The sequence below is a fragment of the Pseudomonas sp. AP3_22 TE3818 genome (genome assembly GCF_053628995.1).
In genome coordinates, this window is sequence record NZ_JBRJHL010000001.1 from 3,833,754 (window position 1) to 3,853,240 (window position 19,487).

Consider the following 19,487-nt stretch of genomic DNA (forward strand, 5'->3'; position numbering starts at 1 on the left):
GGGTTTCGTGCAATCAGACAATGAGCGTGAGCCAAATGGAACGGACTTCGAACCTGCAACACCGGACGCTGGAAAAAAGCACCAGCGGCTGGATCAACGGACTGATCGGCGTGGTGATTTTCAGCGGCTCGCTGCCGGCGACCAGGGTGGCGGTGCTGGAGTTCGACCCGGTGTTCCTGACGGTTGCGCGGGCGACCATCGCTGCGATCCTGGCGCTGTGCCTGCTGGGGTTATTCAAGGAAAAACGCCCGGCGCGCCAGCAACTGGTCCCGCTGATCATAGTCGCCCTTGGCGTGGTCATCGGTTTTCCCCTGCTGACAGCCCTGGCGCTGCAATACGTGACGTCCGCGCACTCCATCGTCTTCGTCGGCCTCTTGCCCCTGGCGACGGCGGTGTTCGGCGTACTGCGCGGCGGCGAACGACCACGGGCGGCGTTCTGGATTTTCTCGGTGCTGGGCAGCCTGTTGGTGGTCGGCTTTGCCCTGTCCCAGGGGCTGAGCGCCTCCCCCCAGGGCGACATCCTGATGCTGCTGGCGATCCTTGCCTGTGGCCTGGGATATGCCGAAGGCGCCAAGCTGTCGCGCACCCTCGGTGGCTGGCAGGTGATTTCCTGGGCGCTGGTGCTGTCGCTGCCGGTCGTGGCGCTGCTCAGCTGGATGCGCATGCCGGCTTCGTTCAGCGGCATCAGCACGCCAGCCTGGTTCAGCCTGGCGTACGTCTCGCTGTTCAGCATGCTGATCGGTTTCGTGTTCTGGTATCGCGGCCTGGCCCAAGGAGGCATCGCCGCCGTTGGACAATTGCAGCTGCTGCAGCCGTTTTTCGGGTTGACCCTGGCGGCGACCCTTCTGCATGAACAGGTCAGCGTCGGCATGCTGGGTGTGACCGTCGCCGTGATCCTGTGCGTCGCCGGGGCGAAAAAGTTCGCCAGATAATCCCTGATACGGTGGTTTACGCCCATCACTGTATGGGTCTGACCGCCGCCGGGCTGTGATAAAAATAGCGCTCTTGCTTCAGGAGCCACCCTCACCCTGTTTCTGCCGGCCTGCTTCGCCCCAACATGGCACCGGGCCCCAACAACCTGCTATCGCTCGGCAATTCGACCCGCTATGGCTACCGCACCGCGTGCGTGGCCGGCATCGGCCGGTTGCTGGCGTTCGCCGGGATGATTGCCTTTCGATCATCTCAATGCCGAACAACTGCTGCTAAGCTTATCCACAATTGCGGGGGCAAAAATCAGCAATCCGTCCTGGGTCAGTTTTCAATCTGCGCCAACAGTGCGGTTGCTTTGAAATCAGCGGTCGTGCCGGTTTGAACAGCAATCCCCAGTCAGGCTGGTTTGCCTGTACCAAGAAGATCCGAGGAGCTCGGAAGCATTGATGCGCAACCCGCTCGGTAAGCAAGCAGTGGTACCGGTGCTGCTCGCTGAAGCAGAACCGAAGACACCAATCTGCCGTGTTATACGGAGATCGTAGCTATTGCGCATACATTGGCAGGGAATACTCGGAGCCCGACGATGCCATTGAGAAATGCAAGCCCCCTCTTATCCGCCTTTTTTGTATTCACGACAACGGGCTGCCACCCCTCCATCGTTCAGCCGTTATCAATCACTGGGGATGCCTCAGCACGGTCTCAATCGGCGTGTCAAAAGGAGGATTTCATCTGGAATAACAAGATTGTGCCTTCGCTCTACGGTTCTGAACTCCCAGCGCTGACTGCGCCAGGCATCGGCGATACCTTAACCTTGGCAATGTCGAGTTTTACGGTTAAGTCGCTGACTGCGCAAGGAGATGAGCTGGAGCAAGGGCGGCACAAATTGGTGCATGCATTTGGTGCAGAGGCGCGCTTCCGATTTGTCGCGAACCATGCAGTGGAGAGTAGCTATACCGGCATCTTCCAAAGCGGCACCGACTGCGTGATTGGTCGTCTTTCGTTGGCGACTAAGCCGACGGATACGCACTCTGTGCCAGCCTTGGCTTTGAAGTTTTTCATTGACGGTAATCACCCGTCGGTCAATTTACAGGTTATGAATTCCATCGATGGCCAAGAGAGATACAATTTCTTCGAGAAGACTTTCAGCAACATCATTCCACCCGCAGACTCTTTTTCGACGCGCTTACTCGCCGGTTTCTTTGAACGGGCAGCCATACGTTTTGGGGCTAGAGATTCAGACCCCGGTCACTTGACCGTTGAGCATCTGGCCGATATTAACGTCGATGGCTCTAAAGTGGCTGCGCCAAGAGCACCTTACCAACTTCTTTTTAAGCCGCGTCCCGCAGCAGCTGCTCGCTTCAACGGGGTGACAATGCAGGATGACTTTCGGATAAGGTTGACTGACTTCCCTGTCGGAGAGGTGCTGTACGACGTTTACGCCTTGGATAAAGGCGAGACGGTCGGGCAGGCTAAACTTTTAGGCCAACTGGTTCTGAATTCCAAGATCGTGGCGTCTCGGTATGGCGACGAAAAGCTCTACTTTCAACACAATATGCAAAGATAGTTCCGCCGTTGGCCAACGGCAGCTTTGGGTCGAAACCGGCCCCTCCCGATGTGCGCTGCGACTGCCAAATCACGTTCAGATCAGGCAACCCCAAGGCGATCCTGATCTTCACCGCTTTCCTGCCGCAATTCGTCGACTCGACCCAGGCCATTGCGCCGCAGTTCGTAGTGTCGGGCGCGCTGTTTCTGGTGCTGGAATGGATCGCCATCGGCGCCTATGCCTACATGGGCCTGCACATGCGTCGCTGGTTCGCCAGGCCGTCCGGCAAGCGCCTGTTCAACCGCTGCTGCGCCGGGTTACTGTCGGCGGCGGCTTCAGTGTTGCTGATGGCGCGACGCGCCTTAACATTTCCCCTGCCCATGGAGTGCAAATGCCAAAGAATAACCCAACACCAGAGCCTCAAGCTGTATGCAGCCCCATCACCGGCAGCGCGATTTTCATCGTCGCCACATTGGCGCCCGGCGGCGATGCGGCCGCTAAAGTGCGGGCCTGGTGTGCAGACATCGCGGCCCTCACGCGCTCGGTCGGCAAACGTGTTCCCACCGGCAATTTGTCGTGCATCTGTGGCTTTGGCTCCAGTGCCTGGAACACCTTGTTCGGCGGCCCGCGCCCGGCTTCGCTGCACGGGTTTCGCGAGTTCGGCGCCGAAGGACGTCGAGCGGTGGCAACACCGGGCGACATCTTGCTGCACATTCGTGCCGAGCAGATGGACCTGTGCTTCGAACTGGCCACGCAATTGCTCTCGTCCCTTGGAGACGCGGTTACGGTCGTCGATGAAGTTCAGGGCTTTCGCTATTTCGATATGCGCAGCATCATCGGCTTTGTCGATGGCACCGAAAACCCGGTCGGTCGCAAGGCTGCCCACTTCACGATGGTCGGCGATGAAGACCCGCTGTTTGCCGCGGGCAGCTATGTGCTGGTGCAGAAATACCTGCACAACATGACGGCCTGGAACGCGCTTTCGGTCGAAGCTCAGGAACGGGTGATCGGGCGCACGAAATTGTCCGATATCGAACTGGATGACTCGATCAAACCCAGTTGCTCCCACAGCGCCTTGACGACGATCACCAAGGACGGGCAGGAAGTGAAAATCCTGCGCGACAACATGCCGTTTGGCCGGCCGGGTGCCGGTGAGTTCGGCACGTATTTCATCGGCTATGCCCGTTCGCCTGAGCCTATGGAACAAATGCTCGAGAACATGTTTGTCGGCAAGCCGCCTGGCAATTACGACCGCCTGCTGGATTTCAGCACGGCAGTCACGGGCGGCTTGTTCTTTGTGCCTTCGGCCGATCTGCTGGAAGAACTGGCCGATCGCGAGCCATTCCACACTTGAGGGCGAAGCAGGATTGGAAACAACTGGAATTCGCTGTCGATTTTCCGGTGGAGGTCACCCATGACGCCCTCTATGCTGCGCCCATGAACCTACAAAAAACGCTGCTCCCGCCCCGCGCCGAGATGGTTCGCGCCATGCTCGCACGAGACACCTCCTACGAGGGCGTGTTCTTCACGGCGGTCAAGACCACCGGCATCTTCTGCCGCCCCGGCTGCACCGCTCGCAGCCCGAAGCCTGAGAATGTCGAGTTCTTTGCCAACGTCGAGCAATGCCTCGCGGCGGGCTACCGCGCCTGCCTGCGCTGCAAACCGCTGGACACCGCCGCCAGCGCGCCGGACTGGGTGCAGAAGGTGTTCAAATCGGTAGACGCCGACCCGGAGCAGCGCTGGACCGACGCCCAGCTACTGGCCGCAGGCATCGAGCCGCTGAAACTGCGCCGCTGGTTCAAGCAGCATTTCGGCATGACCTTCCACGCGTGGCTGCGCGCCCGGCGCCTGGGTATGGCGTTGGGCGGGATCAAACAGGGCGATTCCATCGACGACGTCGCCTTCGATTCCGGCTACGAGTCCCTGAGCGGCTTTCGCGATGCCTTTCAAAAGTCGTTTCACATCACCCCGGGCCGCGCGGCCAACAGCGAGCCGCTGCTGTTCACGCGCCTGACCACGCCGCTGGGGCCGATGATCGCCATGGCCGAACGGCGCGGGCTGGTGTTGCTGGAGTTTCTCGATCAGGCCTCACTGACCCCTTCGGTCCAAGCGCTGCAAAACCGTTTCGGTTACGCCGTGGCCCCGGGGCACAACACCCATTTACAGCAGATCGAAGCGCAATTGTCGGCGTACTTCGCCGGGACGCTGACGGAGTTCAGCGTTGCCCTGCACATGCCCGGCAGCGAGTTCTCCCGCCGCGTCTGGGCTGAACTGGCGAAGATCCCCTACGGCCAGACCACCACCTACGGCACCCTTGCCGCGACGTTGGGCAAGCCCGGTGCCAGCCGGGCGGTGGGCCTGGCCAACGGGCATAACCGCTTATCGATTGTCGTGCCGTGCCACCGCGTGATCGGCGCCGACGGCTCGCTGACCGGCTACGCTGGAGGCCAGCCGCGCAAGGCGTTTCTGCTCAGGCTGGAAAACGCTGCGGTGCAGCTCACGGAGCAGTTGACGCTCTGATCCCCCCACAGGCTTTTCATAAGGAAGGACACTCGATGGACAGGCTCGACAATCAACTGCACCAACTGCATCACGAAGGTTTGCTGATCCTCACCAACGTCGCCGATGCCGCCGGGGCGCGACTGGTGGAGCAACTGGGCAACAAGGCGGTCGCCACCAGCAGCGCCGCGGTGGCCTGGGTGCATGGCTACCCGGACGGCAACACCCTGCCCCTTGAGCGCCTGGTCTCGACCGTCGAGTCGATTGCCCGGGTCATTTCGGTGCCGCTGACCGTGGACATCGAGGCCGGTTACTCCGATGACCTGGAACGGGTGGCACAGGTGGTTGACGCGGTGATCGCCGCCGGCGCGGTCGGGATCAATATCGAAGACGGTTCCTCGCCGCCGGAGTTGCTGGTACGCAAGATTGAAACCGCGCGCCAGGTGGCCGATCGACGTAACGTGAACCTGTTCATCAATGCGCGCACCGATGTCTACCTGCGCGGCCTGGTGCCTGCCGAAGACCGCGTCGCCGAAACCCTCAGGCGCGCCGCGCTGTATCAGGCCGCCGGTGCCAATGGCCTGTTTGCGGCGGGCGTTACCGCCGAGTACGAGATCAAGGCGCTGTGCCACGGCACCTCGCTGCCATTGAATGTGCTGGGGTTCCCGGGCCTGCCGTCGCCCGAAGCGCTAGAAGCGCTCGGCGTACGCCGTCTGAGCGCCGGTTCCGGCATCGCCGAATTCCTCTACGGTGCCATGGCCGGCATCGCCCAAAGCTTTCTGCAAACCGGCAAGTTCGACAGCCACAACCTGAAGGCTTTCACCTATGGCGAAATCAACGCCCTGTTGAAACCGTCCGGGAAAGCCTGAGCCCATGACCGAGGGCTATCAGGCGGCCCGTGAATTCCTGGCCGCCATCGATGACGACTGGCGTCGCCACATCGACACCATCGGCCCGTGCCTGCACCAGCCGCATGCGGCGCGTGATCCCTATGAGTCGCTGGTGCGGGCGATTGCCTATCAGCAACTGCACGCCAAGGCCGGCGATGCGATTGTCGGGCGGCTGCTGGCGCTGTTCGGTTCGGGTGCCTTTCCCCGGCCTGAACAGATCGTCGCCACGGATTTCGACCGATTGCGCAGTTGCGGGTTTTCCGCGAACAAGATCGCGACCATTCAGGGTATCGCCCAGGCATCGCTGGACGGTGTGGTACCGGATTACGCCACGGCGCTGGCCATGGACGATGAAGCATTGATCGAGCGGTTGATCACGTTGCGCGGCGTCGGGCGCTGGACCGTGGAGATGCTGCTGATCTACAGCCTGGAACGCCCGGACATCCTGCCGGCCGATGACTTTGGCGTGCGTGAGGGGTATCGCCGGCTCAAGGGGCTCCAGGTGCAGCCAACGCGCAAGCAGATGATCGAGATCGGCTCGGCATGGAGCCCTTACCGGACGGTGGCGGCCTGGTATTTATGGCGGGTGCCCGGGCGGTAAACCGCGTTATCGTTCATCGCTGGCAAGCCAGCTCCCACAGGTTAAGCGGCATACACATATTTTGTGTACGACTCGGACACTGTGGGAGCTGGCTTGCCAGCGATGGCGTCGGCCCATTCAACACATTATCCAAAACCCATCACAACCCCGACTTCAACCGACTGAACGCCCGAATCAACGCCCGGTTGAACGCCTTGCCATTGTCATTCTTGCTGTACAGCGAAGCCTTGACCGCGGCCGTCGGGTACGTCCCCGGATCATTGCGAATCGCCGGGTCGATCAAGCCATCCGCCGCCGTGATCGCATTGGCGTAATGGATGGTATCGGTGATCGGCGCGATCACTTCCGGGGTCATCAGGTAGTCCATCAATGCCAGGCCGGCCTTTGGATGCGGCGCATCCTTGGGAATGACCATGGCATCGAACCAGATCAACGTGCCCTCCTTCGGAATCCGGTACTGGAGCGAATAGGGTTTGCCCGCCGCCTCGGCCTGGCCCGCCGCGATGCCCACGTTGCCGTTCCACGACATCGCCACGCAGGTGTTGCCGTTGGCCAGGTCGCTGATGTTCAGGTCGTTGTCGAAGTAGCGAATGTACGGCCGAATCTTCGCCAGTTGCTGCTCGGCGAGTTTCAGGTCGTCGAGGTTCTGGCGGTTGATGTCCAGCCCCATGTACTTCATGACCGCCGCGAACACTTCATTGGGATCGTTGAGCAGGCTGACCCCGCAATCGGCGAATTTCGAGACCACAGCCGGGTCGAACAGCATCGCCCAACTGTCGGTCGGTGCGTCGGGCAGGCGCTGTTTCACGGCCTGTTCCTGATAACCCACGCCCGTGGTGCCCCAGGCGTAGATCCCGGCATAGCGGTTGCCCGGATCGAACACCGCCATGTGCTGGCGGAATTCCTCGCCGACGCCGGCGAAATGCGGCAGTTGCTGCTTGTCGACCGTCTGCACCGCGCCACTCTCGATGGCGCGCGACAGGTGCTGCCCCGCCGTCAACACCAGGTCGTAGCCACTGCGGCCGGTGAGCAGCTTGGTCTCGACGGTTTCCAGGGAATCGAAATGATCGACCACTACATGGATGCCGGTTTTTTCCTCGAAATTCTTCAAGGTGTCCGGGGCCAGGTACTCGCCCCAGATGTACAGGTTGACCACCGGTCTGGCGGTGTCGGCGGCCTGCACACACAGGGGTGCAAGCACCAGCAGTATTGCTTGAGTCAGTTTGTGCAGGCCCATGGTCAGACTCCCTTTTTGTTGCAAGCAGTGCCGGCGTACTGCGGCATGGTGATGCACGCGACGTTGCCGCCGCCGAGGAGGATTTCCCGGGAGTTTTCGATGCCGACGATGCTGTGTTTCGGAAACAGCTCGGCCAGGGTCGCCAGCGCCACCTTGTCGTTGCGATCACCAAACAGCGGCACCACGATGGCGCTGTTGCCGGCGTAGTAGTTGATGTACGACGCGCAGATCTTCGTCCCGGCCTGACGGGTATGGGTGCTGTCCTGCTGGTCCAGCCCTTCGGCTTCTTCGGCCGTCCATTCCAGCACATCCGGCTGCGGCAGCTTGTGCACAATCAGCTCGCGGCCGCGGCTGTCGCGGGTGCTGCGCAGGATGTCATAGGCTTCCTGATAGATTTCCCACTGCGGGTCGGCGCGATTGTCGGTCCATTGCAGCACCACTTCACCGGGGCGCACGAAGCAGGCGAGGTCGTCGACGTGACCATCGGTTTCGTCGAACTTGCAGCCCCGCGGCAACCAGATCACCTGCTCGGCGCCGAGGTAATCGGTCAGGCGACGGGTGACTTCGTCCTTGCCCAGATGCTGGTTGCGGTTGCGATTGAGCAGGCATTGCTCGGTGGTGAGGATGCTGCCCTGACCGTCGCTCTGGATGCCGCCCAGTTCGGCAATCAAGGGGGCGCGATAGCGGTCGAAACGTTCGATTTCGAGGATCTTGCTCGCGATCTGGTCGTCCTTGTCCCACGGGTAGTACAGGCCGCCGTCGAGCCCGCCGTAGGCATTGAATTCAAAGTCGACGCCGCGCACTTCGCCGCTCTGGTCATTGACCACGAAGCACGGGCCGCTGTCGCGGAACCAGGTGTCGTTGCAGGTCATTTCCACCACACGCACCTGCGGCGGCAACTGGCGGCGCGCGGTGGCGAACTGTGCCGCCGAGGCGCACACGGTGACCGGTTCGCTCATGGAAATGGCGGTGACGATCTGCACCCAGACTTTCTGCGCAGGCTTGGCACCGTTGCGCCAGACGTCGGTGCGCTCCGGCCAGCCGAGCCAGCAACCGGACTTGGCTTCGAATTCGCCGGGCAGACGGAAACCGTCCTGTTTGGGGGTGGTGTCGAGCAAACGGGCCATGGTCAAACCTCTTCAGCAGGGATTGGAATGACCACAGGCTAAGGGCGTTGGTGACGGGCTCGCCAACGATGATTATTTCGGAATACTTGAATTCAACTCATCAATCGAGCAATTGATCGTTGAACCATTCCAGCATCTGCGCCACGGCCGGACGCTCCAGCCGCACCCGTTCGCACACCAGCGCGTATTGGCCCAGGGCAGTCATGCTCGACGTAAACGGCCGTACCAGGCGGCCGCTGAGCAAATCTTCCTGGGCCGTCAGGTTGTCGCCCATGGCCACGCCCTGCCCTTGCGCCGCCGCCTCCAGCGCCAGCCCGGCGTGGGCGAAATACAGCTGGCGGTCGGGGCGCTGGTCGCCGGCATGGCTGGTGAGCCACGCGGTCCAGGTCTTGCCGTCCTGGTCGTCGTGCAGCAGGCAATGCCGGGCCAGGTCTTTCGGGGTTTTCAGCGAGCCCTGGTTGAACAGGCCGGGGCTGCACACCGGGAAGAATTGCAACGCCGGCAGCGGCCGGACGAAATACGCGCTGCTGTCCACCGGGCCGGTGCCGTAGGTGATCGCCAGGTCGATGTCTTCCCCCGGGGCCGTCGCATCGATCGGTTGTTCGTACAGATGCAGGGTGATGTGCGGATAGCGCGCATAGAAATCCGTGAGACGGCTCATGAGCCACTTTTGCGCCAGCTCGGCGGTCACCGCCAGGCGCAGCACCGCGAGCGATGAAGGATCGCGCAATTCATCGCAGGCATCGCCAATCAATTCGAACGCCTGCTGCAAACTCTGCATCAGGCGCCCGGCGGCCAGGGTCGGGCGAATCTGCCGGCCTTCGCGCACGAACAGCGGCACACCGAGCTGCTCCTCGAGCTGGCGAATCTGATGGCTGACCGCGCTGTCGGTGACGCACAACTCGGCCGCCGCCCGGCCGAAATGGGCATGGCGGGCGGCGCATTCGAAGGTTCGCAGGGCTGCCAGGGAAGGTAATCGTCGCATCAGGTCGTGTCCCGGTTTCGAGGTGGACATGCTGACTTGGCGTTTGGCAGGCGTCCAGTGGGACCGCGTTATCGTTCATCGCTGGCAAGCCAGCTCCCACAGGGGGCCGTGGCAAATACAGATTTTGTGCACTTCGATCCACTGTGGGAGCTGGCTTGCCAGCGATGAGGCCGGCCCATTCACCACAAACCCACCCGCCCATCACCTTCCCTTATGGACCATGACATCCACCCGCACCCGGCGCATGTTGGACACTCAACCGGAGGGATCCACCATGCTCGACACACTCAAACAGATCAACTCGACCTCGGCCTTCAACCGCTGGGCCGGCTTCGAAGTGACCCGCGCCGAGTTGTTCGCGCAAACCGGCGACCAGTTGAAACTGGTGGCGACCGGCGACACGATTCTGGTGCCTGTCGAGTCACGCTAACGGTCTAGGCTGTCCCGGGTACGCTCAAGACAGCCGGAGGCTCCCATGCAACTCGAAGGTTCCTGCCATTGCGGCGCGGTGTCGTTCAGCCTGACCTGCGCCCACCCCTACCCCTACCAGCGTTGCTACTGCTCGATCTGCCGCAAGACCCAGGGCGGTGGCGGCTATGCGATCAACCTCGGTGGCGATGCCGCCAGCCTCAAGGTGCGCGGGCGCAAGCACATCGCGATTTACCATGCGCGGCTCAAGGAAGCAGGCGACAAACGCGCTCACAGCAGCACCGCCGAGCGGCATTTCTGTGCGGTCTGCGGCTCGGGCCTGTGGCTGTTCAGCCCGCAGTGGCCAGAATTGATTCATCCGTTCGCCTCTGCCATCGACACGCCGCTGCCGGTGCCTCCGGAGCACACGCACCTGATGCTCGGCTCGAAAGCGCCGTGGGTGGAGGTCCAGGCACAGCCCGGGGATCAGCAGTTCGATCTGTACCCTGAGGAATCCATCGCCCAGTGGCATCAGCGTCTCGGCCTGGCTCGCTGAGAATAATTATCAATTTTTTTCAGGCGACAGTTCCCCTTTGCATTTTTCGTTCGGTTAACCCCTCAGAAGCACTTCAACTACCGATCGATTCGATGCAAAGGGATCCCCATGTCGCACCCGCTTGTCGCCCGTTTCCGTTTTGCCTTGTGCCCTCTGGCGCTGGCCCTGCCCGCCGCCCTGCTGAGCCTCACTGCCCACGCCGCTGAAACCGATGCCCAGAAGAAGCCGGCCAAGGACGACGGCGTACTGCAACTGGGCGCAACGACCATTTCCGCCCAGGCGCTGGGCGCCACCACCGAAGGCACCCACTCCTACACCACCGGTTCAACGTCTTCGGCCACCGGCCTGCCCCTGTCGATCCGCGAAACGCCGCAATCGGTGACTGTCATCACCCGCCAGCAGATGGACGACCGCGGCGTGCAGACCATCGGCGACGCGCTACGCAACACCCCCGGCATTTCGACGCAGAAGTACGACAGTGACCGCACCGAGTTTTCCGCCCGTGGCTTTGCCATCACCAACTTCCAGTTCGACGGCATCAACATCCCGTATGACGGCGTCTACGGTGAGAATCCCAGCAATGGCGACGACGCCTCCAGCCTGGACCGCATCGAAATCGTCAAGGGTGCGACCGGCCTGATGACCGGTTCGGGCGACCCGGCCGCCACCGTCAACCTGATCCGCAAGAAGCCGACCAAGGAATTCAAGGCCTCGATCAGCGGGACCGTCGGATCGTGGGATGCCTATCGCAGCGTCGGCGACATTTCCGGTTCGCTGAACGATTCCGGCAGCGTGCGTGGCCGCTTTGTCGGCGCTTATTCCGACAAGAACGCCTACCAGGATCACTACAGCCAGAAGAAGGACCTGTTCTACGGCATCCTCGAAGCCGACCTGACACCCGACACCCTGCTGACCTTCGGCATCGACAAGTCCAGCGCCACCCCGCGCGGCTCGTCCTGGACCGGCAACCCGGTGTACTTCTCGGACGGCGGCCGTACCGACTTCCCGCGTCACTTCAACCCGGGCGCCGACTGGAGTCGTCGCGACTTCGACGACATCACCTACTTCGCCTCCCTGGAACAGGCCCTGGCCAACGACTGGACGTTCAAGGCCACTGTCGACCAGAAAACCACCGATCACGACACTCGCCTGGCCTCGGCCAGTGGCGGCAACCCGGACCGTGCCACCGGTGAAGGCATGTTCCTGTACTGGGGTCGCTGGGAAGGTCATCGGGTGCAAAACACCGCTGACGTGAACGTCACCGGCCCCTTCTCCCTGGGTGGCCGCGAGCATGAACTGGTGGCCGGCTTCATGGCCTCCCACTCGCGCCAGACCGGCGCGACCTTCGACACCAGTGCCTTCGCCATGGTCCCGGGGAGCATCTACGACTGGAACGGTGATCTGCCGGAACAGGACTTCCCGAAGAACGGCAAGTACGAACGCACCCAAAGCCAGAACGGCCTGTACCTGGCCACGCGCCTGCACGCGACCGATGACCTGTCGATCATCCTCGGCAGCCGCTTGAGCACCTTCAAGTACAACGAAGACTATTCGTACTATCCGGGTGCGGGACTCGATGACACCCATGCCAGCTACAAGGAACATGGCGTGGTCACGCCTTATGCCGGTGTGGTCTATGACCTGGACGACACCTACTCGGTCTACGCCAGCTACACCAGCATCTACCAGCCGCAAACCTACAAGGACATCAACGGTTCGACCCTGGCACCGGTCGAAGGCGACAGCTACGAAGCCGGCCTGAAAGCCGCCTACTTCGACGGGCGCCTGAATGCCAGCCTGGCCTTCTTCCACATCGAGCAAGACAACCTCGCTGAATCGATCGGCACCAACGCGGTGACCAACGAAGGCATCTACAAGGCCGTCGACGGCGCGACCACCAAAGGCGTGGAGCTGGAATTGGCCGGTGAATTGGCCGAAGGCTGGAACGTGTCGGCCGGCTACACCTACGCCCGCACCCGTGACGCCGATGAACAGCGCATCTTCGGCTTCCCGCTGTCCACCAGCAAACCGGAACACGTCGTGCGTACGTTCACCACCTACCGCCTGCCCGGCGCACTGGACAAGGTGACCATCGGCGGCGGTATCAGCTGGCAGAGCGCGTTCTACGGCAAGATCTACAGCCCGACCGTGGGCGACTACACCCGCATCAAGCAAGGCGGATACACCCTCGTCGACCTGATGAGCCGCTACCAGTTCAACGAGAACCTGAGCTTCACCGTCAACGCCAACAACGTTTTCGACAAACGCTACCTGACAGGCCTGGGCAACTTCGACACCACGTATTACGGCGAACCACGCAACGTGATGCTGACCACCACGTGGGATTTCTGAAGCTGGGCACCTGAAAAAAACCGGCCAGAAAGGCCGGTTTTTTTTGGGGGGGACTTTCACTGGTTTGGAGGACACTTGTAGGAGCTGGCTTGCCAGCGATGGTCGTCAACGATAACGCGTGTGAACCGGATAAACGCGGCGCACTCGAGTCCATCGCCAGCAGGCTGGCTCCTACAGACGCGGTCTACTGTAGGAGCTGGCTTGCCAGCGATGGTCGTCAACGATAACGCGTGTGAACCGGATAAACGCGGCGCACTCGAGTCCATCGCCAGCAGGCTGGCTCCTACAGACGCGGTCTACTGTAGGAGCTGGCTTGCCAGCGATGGTCGTTAACGATAACGCGGGTGAACCGGATAAACGCGGCGCACTCAAGTCCATCGCCAGCAGGCTGGCTCCTACAGACGCGGTCTACTGTAGGAGCTGGCTTGCCAGCGATGGTCGTTAACGATAACGCGGGAGACCTGGATAAACGCGGCGCACTCGAGTCCATCGCCAGCAAGCTGGCTCCTACAGACGCGGTCTACTGTAGGAGCTGGCTTGCCAGCGATGGTCGTCAACGATAACGCGGGTGAACCGGATAAACGCGGCGCACTCGAGTCCATCGCCAGCAGGCTGGCTCCTACAGACGCGGTCTACTGTAGGAGCTGGCTTGCCAGCGATGGTCGTCAACGATAACGCGGGTGAACCGGATAAACGCGGCGCACTCGAGTCCATCGCCAGCAGGCTGGCTCCTACAGACACGGTCTACTGTAGGAGCTGGCTTGCCAGCGATGGTCGTTAACGATAACGCGGGAGACCTGGATAAACGCGGCGCACTCGAGTCCATCGCCAGCAGGCTGGCTCCTACAGTTTCAGCGTGGGCACGGTCCCTTGTGGGAGCTGGCTTGCCCGCGATGGTCGTCAACGATAATGCGTGTGAACAGGAGGAACGCGGCGCACTTGAGTCCATCGCCAGCAATCGAGCGTCGACCGGCTGTTCCTACAGTTTCCCGGGATTGCGTGATTATGCCGCGGCCGGTACGCCGCTATGGAAACGGAATTCCACATCCGGGGATTCGATCAGTTCCTGTTCGGCGGCGCGGACCTTGTCGATCACTTGGGCGATGTCCCTGGCGTCGCCATACAGGTAGGCCAGTTTCAGGTAACCCTGGAAATGCCGGGCCTCGCTCTTGAGCAGGCCGAAATAGAACTTGCCCAGTTCTTCATCCAGATGCGGCACCAGCGCTTCGAAACGCTCACAACTGCGGGCCTCGATGAATGCGCCCACCACCAAGGTGTCCACCAGTTTCACCGGCTCGTGACTGCGCACCACCTTGCGCAAGCCCGATGCATAACGCCCGGCGGACAGCTGGCGCAGCGCAATCTTGCGGCGCTTCATCAGGCGCATGACCTGCTCGTGGTGCACCAGTTCTTCCCGGGCCAGGCGCGACATCATGTTGATCAGGTCGACGTGGGAATGGTACTTGGCGATCAGGCTCAACGCGGTGCTGGCGGCCTTGAATTCGCAGTTCTTGTGGTCGATCAGCAAGGTTTCCTGATCGGCCAGCGCGGCTTGAACCCAGCCGTCGGGGGTGCGGCAGCCAAGGAACTCGTGAATTTCGGGAAGGATCATGGGGCTCACGGACAAATAGGTTCAAAACGAAGGGCGCCGATTATACCGGCCTGCCCGCAGACCACCAGTCGCCAACCATTGATATGCATCAAGTCCCCGAATCGCAGACAGCAACTATAGTTGTGCAACGCCGTGCTTTTTAATTTTCAGGAGATCACGCTCATGCAAGCCGTACGCAGCATTCTGGTGGTCATAGACCCCGAACACTCCGAAAGCCTCGCGCTCAAACGGGCGAAGCTGATCGCCGGCGTGACCCAGGCACAGTTGCATCTGCTGGTGTGCGACCCCAAGCATGATCACAGTAGCCTGTTGAGTGTGCTCAAGGCCGCTTTGACGGAGGATGGCTTCAGCGTCACCACTGAGCAGGCCTGGAACCAGAGCCTGCATCAAACCATCGTCGAGGTGCAGCAAGCCGAAGGCTGCGGTCTTGTGGTGAAGCAGCACTTTCCCGACAGCGCCCTGAAAAAGGCCCTGCTGACACCCGAAGACTGGAAATTGCTGCGCCAATGCCCTTCCCCGGTACTGCTGGTGAAAACCGCTGGTTCATGGAAAGACAAAGTGATACTGGCAGCCATCGACGTCGGCAACACCGACCTCGAACACCGCCACCTGCACAACACCATCATCAATCATGGTTATGAAATCGCAACCCTGGCCAAGGCCCATTTGCACGTGATCAGCGCCCACCCGTCGCCGATGCTGTCGTCGGCCGACCCGACGTTTCAACTCAGCGAAACCATCCAGGCGCGCTACCGCGAGCAATGCAAGTCGTTCCAGGCCGAGTTCGACATCGACGATGATCACCTGCACATCGAGGAAGGCCCGGCGGACGTGTTGATTCCGTTCATGGTGCACAAGCTGCAGGCGGCCGTGACCGTCATCGGCACCGTGGCCCGTAGCGGGTTGTCAGGGGCGTTGATCGGCAATACGGCGGAAGTGGTGCTCGATTCGGTTGAAAGTGACGTATTGGTGCTCAAGCCGCAGGAGATCGAGGATCATCTTGAGGAAATTGCCGGCAAGCATTGAGATATGTGGTGATTGAAAGGCCGTCTTCGCGAGCAAGCCCGCTCCCACAGAGGATTTGTGAACGACGCAAATCCCCTGTGGGAGCGGGCTTGCTCGCGAAGCTTTTAAAAATCAGCCTTCAAACGCATCCCTCAGGAACCCCGGCGCAATGTAGCGCTGGTAATGCGCCTCGGAGAGCAGGAAAAATTCCCGATCAATGGCATCGCGCAATTCCGGCAGGTTCCAGTCGCGAAACTCCGGCAGCAACACCATTCCATAGGCTTCCAGGTTGTTGATCACCCGCGCCCCCCGGGCGATCAACTGGTAGGCCCAGCAATATTCCGACTGATGGGGCACGAAACGGATCTTGCGTTGCTCCAGCTGCATCCGCAGCTGCGCCGGATCGAAAATCTCCACCTTGGCGGCCATCACTTGCGACAGCAATTGCTCCAGACGCAGCCATACAGCGCGCTTCTCCTCCTCGTTGTAACCGTTCCAGTGGATCACTTCGTGGTGGAAACGCTTGCAGCCACGGCACACCAAGTCACCGTAAACAGTGGAGCAAAGGCCGACGCACGGCGTCTTGATGGTCTGATTGGGCATAGGTAGGCAAAACGCGAAAAAGCAGAACAGGCCGGCATGTTAGACCTTTGTCCACCATTGATCACCCCTCAAAGTTCAGGGCCATGGGTAAATCGGCGTTTACCGGCCGCCACCAAAGTCCAATAAAACCTGACTTACCTTAAATTTTTTTTTGCCGTAGAATCAGCCTGCCTTTTTAGGCGCCAATGTCCGTTAGAAGCTGTTTTCAAAGCGTCACGAGCACAGTCGTTCCTTCAGAGCGGTGTTGGCGAGGGGTTTTTCCAGCGGGGAAAAGCCCAACGCCAACCCTCATCAGCTCCCGTTCTGCAGGCGTAAAACTTTGAAAGCAGCTTCTGTAAGGAATTGTCGGTAATTCTGGCTAAGTGGCTCACAACGCCATGCAGCGCATGAGTACGGCAATTTCGGGATGAGCGTCCCGGACACCCATTTGGGACCACTGATGAGGGTAATAACTGTGCTTGAAGCCTACCGCAAACATATCGAAGAGCGCGCAGCACTGGGTATCGTTCCCCAGCCGCTAAACGCCGAACAAACTGCAGGCCTGGTCGAGCTGCTGAAAAATCCCCCGGCTGGCGAAGAAGCATTCCTCGTTGACCTGATCACCAATCGCGTTCCGCCTGGAGTGGACGAAGCAGCCTATGTCAAGGCTGGCTTCCTGTCCGCCATCGCCAAGGGCGAAGCCAAATCCCCCCTGATCGACAAGAAGCGCGCTGTTGAACTGCTCGGCACCATGCAGGGCGGCTACAACATCGTGACCCTGGTAAACCTGCTGGACGATGCCGAACTGGCGCCAGTAGCTGCCGAAGAACTCAAGCACACCCTGCTGATGTTCGATGCCTTCCACGACGTCGCGGAAAAAGCCAAGAACGGCAACGTTCACGCCAAAGGCGTGCTGCAGTCCTGGGCTGACGGCGAGTGGTTCGTCAAGCGCCCTACCCTGGCCGACAAGATCAGCCTGCGCGTGTTCAAGGTCTCCGGCGAAACCAACACCGACGACCTGTCCCCTGCTCCGGATGCCTGGTCCCGCCCGGACATCCCGCTGCACGCCCTGGCCATGCTGAAAATGGCGCGCGACGGCATTGTGCCGGACGCACAAGGCGTCACCGGTCCGATGAAGCAGATCGAAGAAATGCGCAACGCCGGCTTCCCGATCGCCTACGTCGGCGACGTGGTCGGTACCGGTTCTTCGCGTAAATCGGCGACCAACTCCGTACTGTGGTTCTTCGGCGACGACGTTCCTTACGTGCCGAACAAGCGTGCCGGCGGTTTCTGCTTCGGCAACAAGATCGCTCCGATCTTCTACAACACCATGGAAGATGCTGGCGCACTGCCAATCGAATTCGACGTTTCCAACATGAACATGGGCGACGTGATCGACCTGTACCCGCATGCTGGCAAAGTCTGCAAACACGGCACCGACGAAGTCCTGACCACCTTCGAAATGAAGACCCCGGTCCTGTTGGACGAAGTTCGTGCCGGCGGCCGTATTCCGCTGATCATCGGCCGTGGCCTGACCGAGAAGGCTCGCGCCGAGCTGGGTCTGCCACCTTCGACCCTGTTCAAGAAGCCGGAAGCACCGGCTGAAAGCACCAAGGGTTTCACCCTGGCGCAGAAAATGGTCGGCAAGGCTTGCGGCGTGACCGGCGTTCGTCCGGGCACCTACTGCGAACCGAAGATGACCACCGTGGGTTCCCAGGACACCACCGGTCCAATGACCCGTGACGAACTGAAAGACCTGGCGTGCCTGGGCTTCTCGACCGATCTGGTGATGCAGTCCTTCTGCCACACCGCGGCTTATCCAAAGCCGATCGACGTGACCACCCACCACACCCTGCCTGACTTCATCATGACCCGTGGCGGCGTTTCCCTGCGTCCGGGCGACGGCATCATCCACTCGTGGCTGAACCGCATGCTGCTGCCAGACACCGTCGGTACCGGTGGTGACTCCCACACCCGTTTCCCGATCGGCATCTCGTTCCCGGCCGGTTCCGGTCTGGTTGCGTTCGCCGCAGCCACTGGCGTCATGCCGCTGGACATGCCTGAGTCGATCCTGGTTCGCTTCAAAGGCGAACTGCAGCCAGGCGTCACCCTGCGTGACCTGGTTCACGCCATTCCTTACTACGCGATCCAGGCTGGCCTGTTGACCGTAGAGAAGAAAGGCAAGAAGAACGCCTTCTCCGGTCGCATCCTGGAGATCGAAGGTCTGCCTAAGCTGACCGTAGAGCAAGCGTTCGAACTGTCTGACGCCTCGGCTGAACGTTCGGCTGCCGGTTGCACCATCCAGCTGTCCAAAGAGTCGATTGCCGAATACCTGCAGTCCAACATCACCCTGCTGCGCTGGATGATCGGCGAAGGCTACGGCGATGCACGTACTCTGGAACGTCGCGCTCAAGCGATGGAAGCCTGGCTGGCCAACCCTGAGCTGCTGGAAGCGGACAAGGACGCCGAATACGCTGAAGTCATCGAGATCGACCTGGCCGACATCAAAGAGCCTGTGCTCTGCGCGCCGAACGACCCGGACGACGCTCGCCTGCTCTCCAGCGTTGCTGGCGAGAAGATCGACGAAGTGTTCATCGGTTCGTGCATGACCAACATCGGTCACTTCCGCGCTGCCGGCAAGTTGCTGGAACAGGTCAAGGGTCAGCTGCCAACCCGTCTGTGGCTGTCGCCGCCGACCAAGATGGACGCTCACCAGCTGACCGAAGAAGGCTACTACGGCATCTACGGCAAGGCCGGCGCGCGCATGGAAATGCCGGGCTGCTCGCTGTGCATGGGTAACCAGGCACGTGTAGAGCCGAACTCGACCGTTGTGTCGACTTCGACCCGTAACTTCCCGAACCGTCTGGGTGACGGCGCGAACGTCTACCTGGCTTCGGCTGAGCTGGCGTCCGTGGCTTCCATCCTGGGTCGCCTGCCGACCGTCGAGGAGTACATGGAATACGCTGGCAAGATCGACAGCATGGCGGCCGATGTCTACCGCTACCTGTCCTTCGACCAGATCGCCGAGTTCCGTGAAGCGGCTGCGAACGCCAACATCCCGGTCGTTCAAGCCTAACGTTACAAAGCAATGAAGAACGCCGCCCATCGTGAGATGAGCGGCGTTTTTTTATGCCTGAAAACTCGCCAGTGAAGTGAGAGC

General features: G+C 60.9%; 22 protein-coding genes and 2 pseudogenes. 19 read left to right on the forward strand and 5 right to left on the reverse strand.

What is annotated here, in order from left to right; translation table 11 throughout:
• Positions 1-35: 35 nt before the first annotated feature.
• The 8 genes and pseudogenes from AB7M25_RS17220 (at position 36) to AB7M25_RS17255 (ending at position 6,463) form a co-directional block, all read left to right on the forward strand.
• Complete coding sequence (locus AB7M25_RS17220) at positions 36-932, forward strand: DMT family transporter (RefSeq protein ID WP_429382110.1); 897 nt, start codon at positions 36-38, stop codon at positions 930-932.
• A gap of 96 nt (positions 933-1,028) precedes the next feature.
• Positions 1,029-1,183: pseudogene (locus AB7M25_RS17225) on the forward strand (LysE family translocator); the annotation flags it as partial.
• Between the two features lie 330 nt (positions 1,184-1,513).
• Positions 1,514-2,494, forward strand: coding sequence for a hypothetical protein (locus tag AB7M25_RS17230; RefSeq protein WP_429382108.1), 981 nt, complete (start codon positions 1,514-1,516; stop codon positions 2,492-2,494).
• Between the two features lie 80 nt (positions 2,495-2,574).
• Positions 2,575-2,835 (forward strand): annotated as a pseudogene (locus tag AB7M25_RS17235) (LysE family translocator); the annotation flags it as partial.
• Positions 2,836-2,864: 29 nt separating this feature from the next.
• On the forward strand, positions 2,865-3,827 hold the full coding sequence (locus AB7M25_RS17240) for a Dyp-type peroxidase (RefSeq protein WP_429517441.1): 963 nt from the start codon (positions 2,865-2,867) through the stop codon (positions 3,825-3,827).
• 83 nt (positions 3,828-3,910) lie between these two features.
• Entirely contained in the window at positions 3,911-4,993 is a 1,083-nt protein-coding gene (locus AB7M25_RS17245) for a bifunctional transcriptional activator/DNA repair enzyme AdaA (RefSeq protein WP_454237701.1), read from the forward strand.
• 35 nt (positions 4,994-5,028) lie between these two features.
• A complete protein-coding gene (locus AB7M25_RS17250; RefSeq protein WP_007976284.1) occupies positions 5,029-5,841 on the forward strand; it encodes an isocitrate lyase/PEP mutase family protein in 813 nt (270 codons plus the stop codon).
• Positions 5,842-5,845: 4 nt separating this feature from the next.
• Positions 5,846-6,463 (forward strand): DNA-3-methyladenine glycosylase family protein, encoded by a 618-nt coding sequence (locus AB7M25_RS17255; protein ID WP_454237702.1) that lies wholly within the window; start codon positions 5,846-5,848, stop codon positions 6,461-6,463.
• Between the two features lie 139 nt (positions 6,464-6,602).
• Here AB7M25_RS17255 and AB7M25_RS17260 read toward each other — a convergent pair whose 3' ends face one another.
• The 3 genes from AB7M25_RS17260 to AB7M25_RS17270 form a co-directional block, all read right to left on the reverse strand.
• A complete protein-coding gene (locus AB7M25_RS17260; protein WP_454237703.1) occupies positions 6,603-7,700 on the reverse strand; it encodes an extracellular solute-binding protein in 1,098 nt (365 codons plus the stop codon).
• A 2-nt stretch (positions 7,701-7,702) separates the two neighbouring features.
• Positions 7,703-8,827, reverse strand: coding sequence for an agmatine deiminase (gene aguA, locus AB7M25_RS17265; RefSeq protein WP_429393542.1), 1,125 nt, complete (start codon positions 8,825-8,827; stop codon positions 7,703-7,705).
• 100 nt (positions 8,828-8,927) lie between these two features.
• Positions 8,928-9,812, reverse strand: a complete 885-nt coding sequence (locus AB7M25_RS17270; RefSeq protein ID WP_102700570.1) for a LysR substrate-binding domain-containing protein — start codon at positions 9,810-9,812, stop codon at positions 8,928-8,930.
• A 274-nt stretch (positions 9,813-10,086) separates the two neighbouring features.
• Between AB7M25_RS17270 and AB7M25_RS17275 the strand changes: the two genes are divergently transcribed.
• The 9 genes from AB7M25_RS17275 (at position 10,087) to AB7M25_RS17315 (ending at position 13,909) form a co-directional block, all read left to right on the forward strand.
• Complete coding sequence (locus tag AB7M25_RS17275) at positions 10,087-10,242, forward strand: hypothetical protein (RefSeq protein ID WP_429382093.1); 156 nt, start codon at positions 10,087-10,089, stop codon at positions 10,240-10,242.
• A 45-nt stretch (positions 10,243-10,287) separates the two neighbouring features.
• On the forward strand, positions 10,288-10,776 hold the full coding sequence (locus AB7M25_RS17280; RefSeq protein ID WP_429382091.1) for a GFA family protein: 489 nt from the start codon (positions 10,288-10,290) through the stop codon (positions 10,774-10,776).
• Between the two features lie 108 nt (positions 10,777-10,884).
• Positions 10,885-13,128: a TonB-dependent siderophore receptor gene (locus AB7M25_RS17285; RefSeq protein WP_454237704.1), complete on the forward strand. Its 2,244-nt coding sequence runs from the start codon at positions 10,885-10,887 to the stop codon at positions 13,126-13,128.
• Between the two features lie 98 nt (positions 13,129-13,226).
• The gene (locus AB7M25_RS17290; RefSeq protein WP_454237705.1) at positions 13,227-13,355 is read left to right on the forward strand and encodes a hypothetical protein; all 129 of its coding nucleotides are present in this window, start codon (positions 13,227-13,229) and stop codon (positions 13,353-13,355) included.
• Positions 13,339-13,461, forward strand: a complete 123-nt coding sequence (locus tag AB7M25_RS17295; RefSeq protein ID WP_454237706.1) for a hypothetical protein — start codon at positions 13,339-13,341, stop codon at positions 13,459-13,461. Before AB7M25_RS17290 ends, AB7M25_RS17295 begins: the two co-directional genes overlap by 17 nt.
• Positions 13,451-13,573, forward strand: a complete 123-nt coding sequence (locus AB7M25_RS17300; RefSeq protein ID WP_454237707.1) for a hypothetical protein — start codon at positions 13,451-13,453, stop codon at positions 13,571-13,573. Before AB7M25_RS17295 ends, AB7M25_RS17300 begins: the two co-directional genes overlap by 11 nt.
• The gene (locus AB7M25_RS17305; RefSeq protein ID WP_454237708.1) at positions 13,563-13,691 is read left to right on the forward strand and encodes a hypothetical protein; all 129 of its coding nucleotides are present in this window, start codon (positions 13,563-13,565) and stop codon (positions 13,689-13,691) included. Before AB7M25_RS17300 ends, AB7M25_RS17305 begins: the two co-directional genes overlap by 11 nt.
• Complete coding sequence (locus AB7M25_RS17310; protein ID WP_454237709.1) at positions 13,675-13,803, forward strand: hypothetical protein; 129 nt, start codon at positions 13,675-13,677, stop codon at positions 13,801-13,803. The genes AB7M25_RS17305 and AB7M25_RS17310 overlap by 17 nt, the downstream gene beginning before the upstream one ends.
• Complete coding sequence (locus AB7M25_RS17315) at positions 13,787-13,909, forward strand: hypothetical protein (RefSeq protein ID WP_454237710.1); 123 nt, start codon at positions 13,787-13,789, stop codon at positions 13,907-13,909. The genes AB7M25_RS17310 and AB7M25_RS17315 overlap by 17 nt, the downstream gene beginning before the upstream one ends.
• Before the next feature lie 222 nt (positions 13,910-14,131).
• On the opposite strand, the gene miaE is transcribed toward AB7M25_RS17315, so the two are convergent.
• Entirely contained in the window at positions 14,132-14,740 is a 609-nt protein-coding gene (gene miaE, locus AB7M25_RS17320; RefSeq protein ID WP_429382087.1) for a tRNA-(ms[2]io[6]A)-hydroxylase, read from the reverse strand.
• A 162-nt stretch (positions 14,741-14,902) separates the two neighbouring features.
• On the opposite strand from miaE, the gene AB7M25_RS17325 reads away from it, so the two are divergent.
• Positions 14,903-15,766, forward strand: a complete 864-nt coding sequence (locus AB7M25_RS17325; RefSeq protein ID WP_429382085.1) for a universal stress protein — start codon at positions 14,903-14,905, stop codon at positions 15,764-15,766.
• Between the two features lie 111 nt (positions 15,767-15,877).
• On the opposite strand, the gene AB7M25_RS17330 is transcribed toward AB7M25_RS17325, so the two are convergent.
• Complete coding sequence (locus AB7M25_RS17330; RefSeq protein ID WP_429382083.1) at positions 15,878-16,348, reverse strand: DUF1289 domain-containing protein; 471 nt, start codon at positions 16,346-16,348, stop codon at positions 15,878-15,880.
• A gap of 454 nt (positions 16,349-16,802) precedes the next feature.
• On the opposite strand from AB7M25_RS17330, the gene acnB reads away from it, so the two are divergent.
• A complete protein-coding gene (gene acnB / locus AB7M25_RS17335) occupies positions 16,803-19,403 on the forward strand; it encodes a bifunctional aconitate hydratase 2/2-methylisocitrate dehydratase (RefSeq protein WP_429382345.1) in 2,601 nt (866 codons plus the stop codon).
• Positions 19,404-19,487 lie beyond the last annotated feature (84 nt).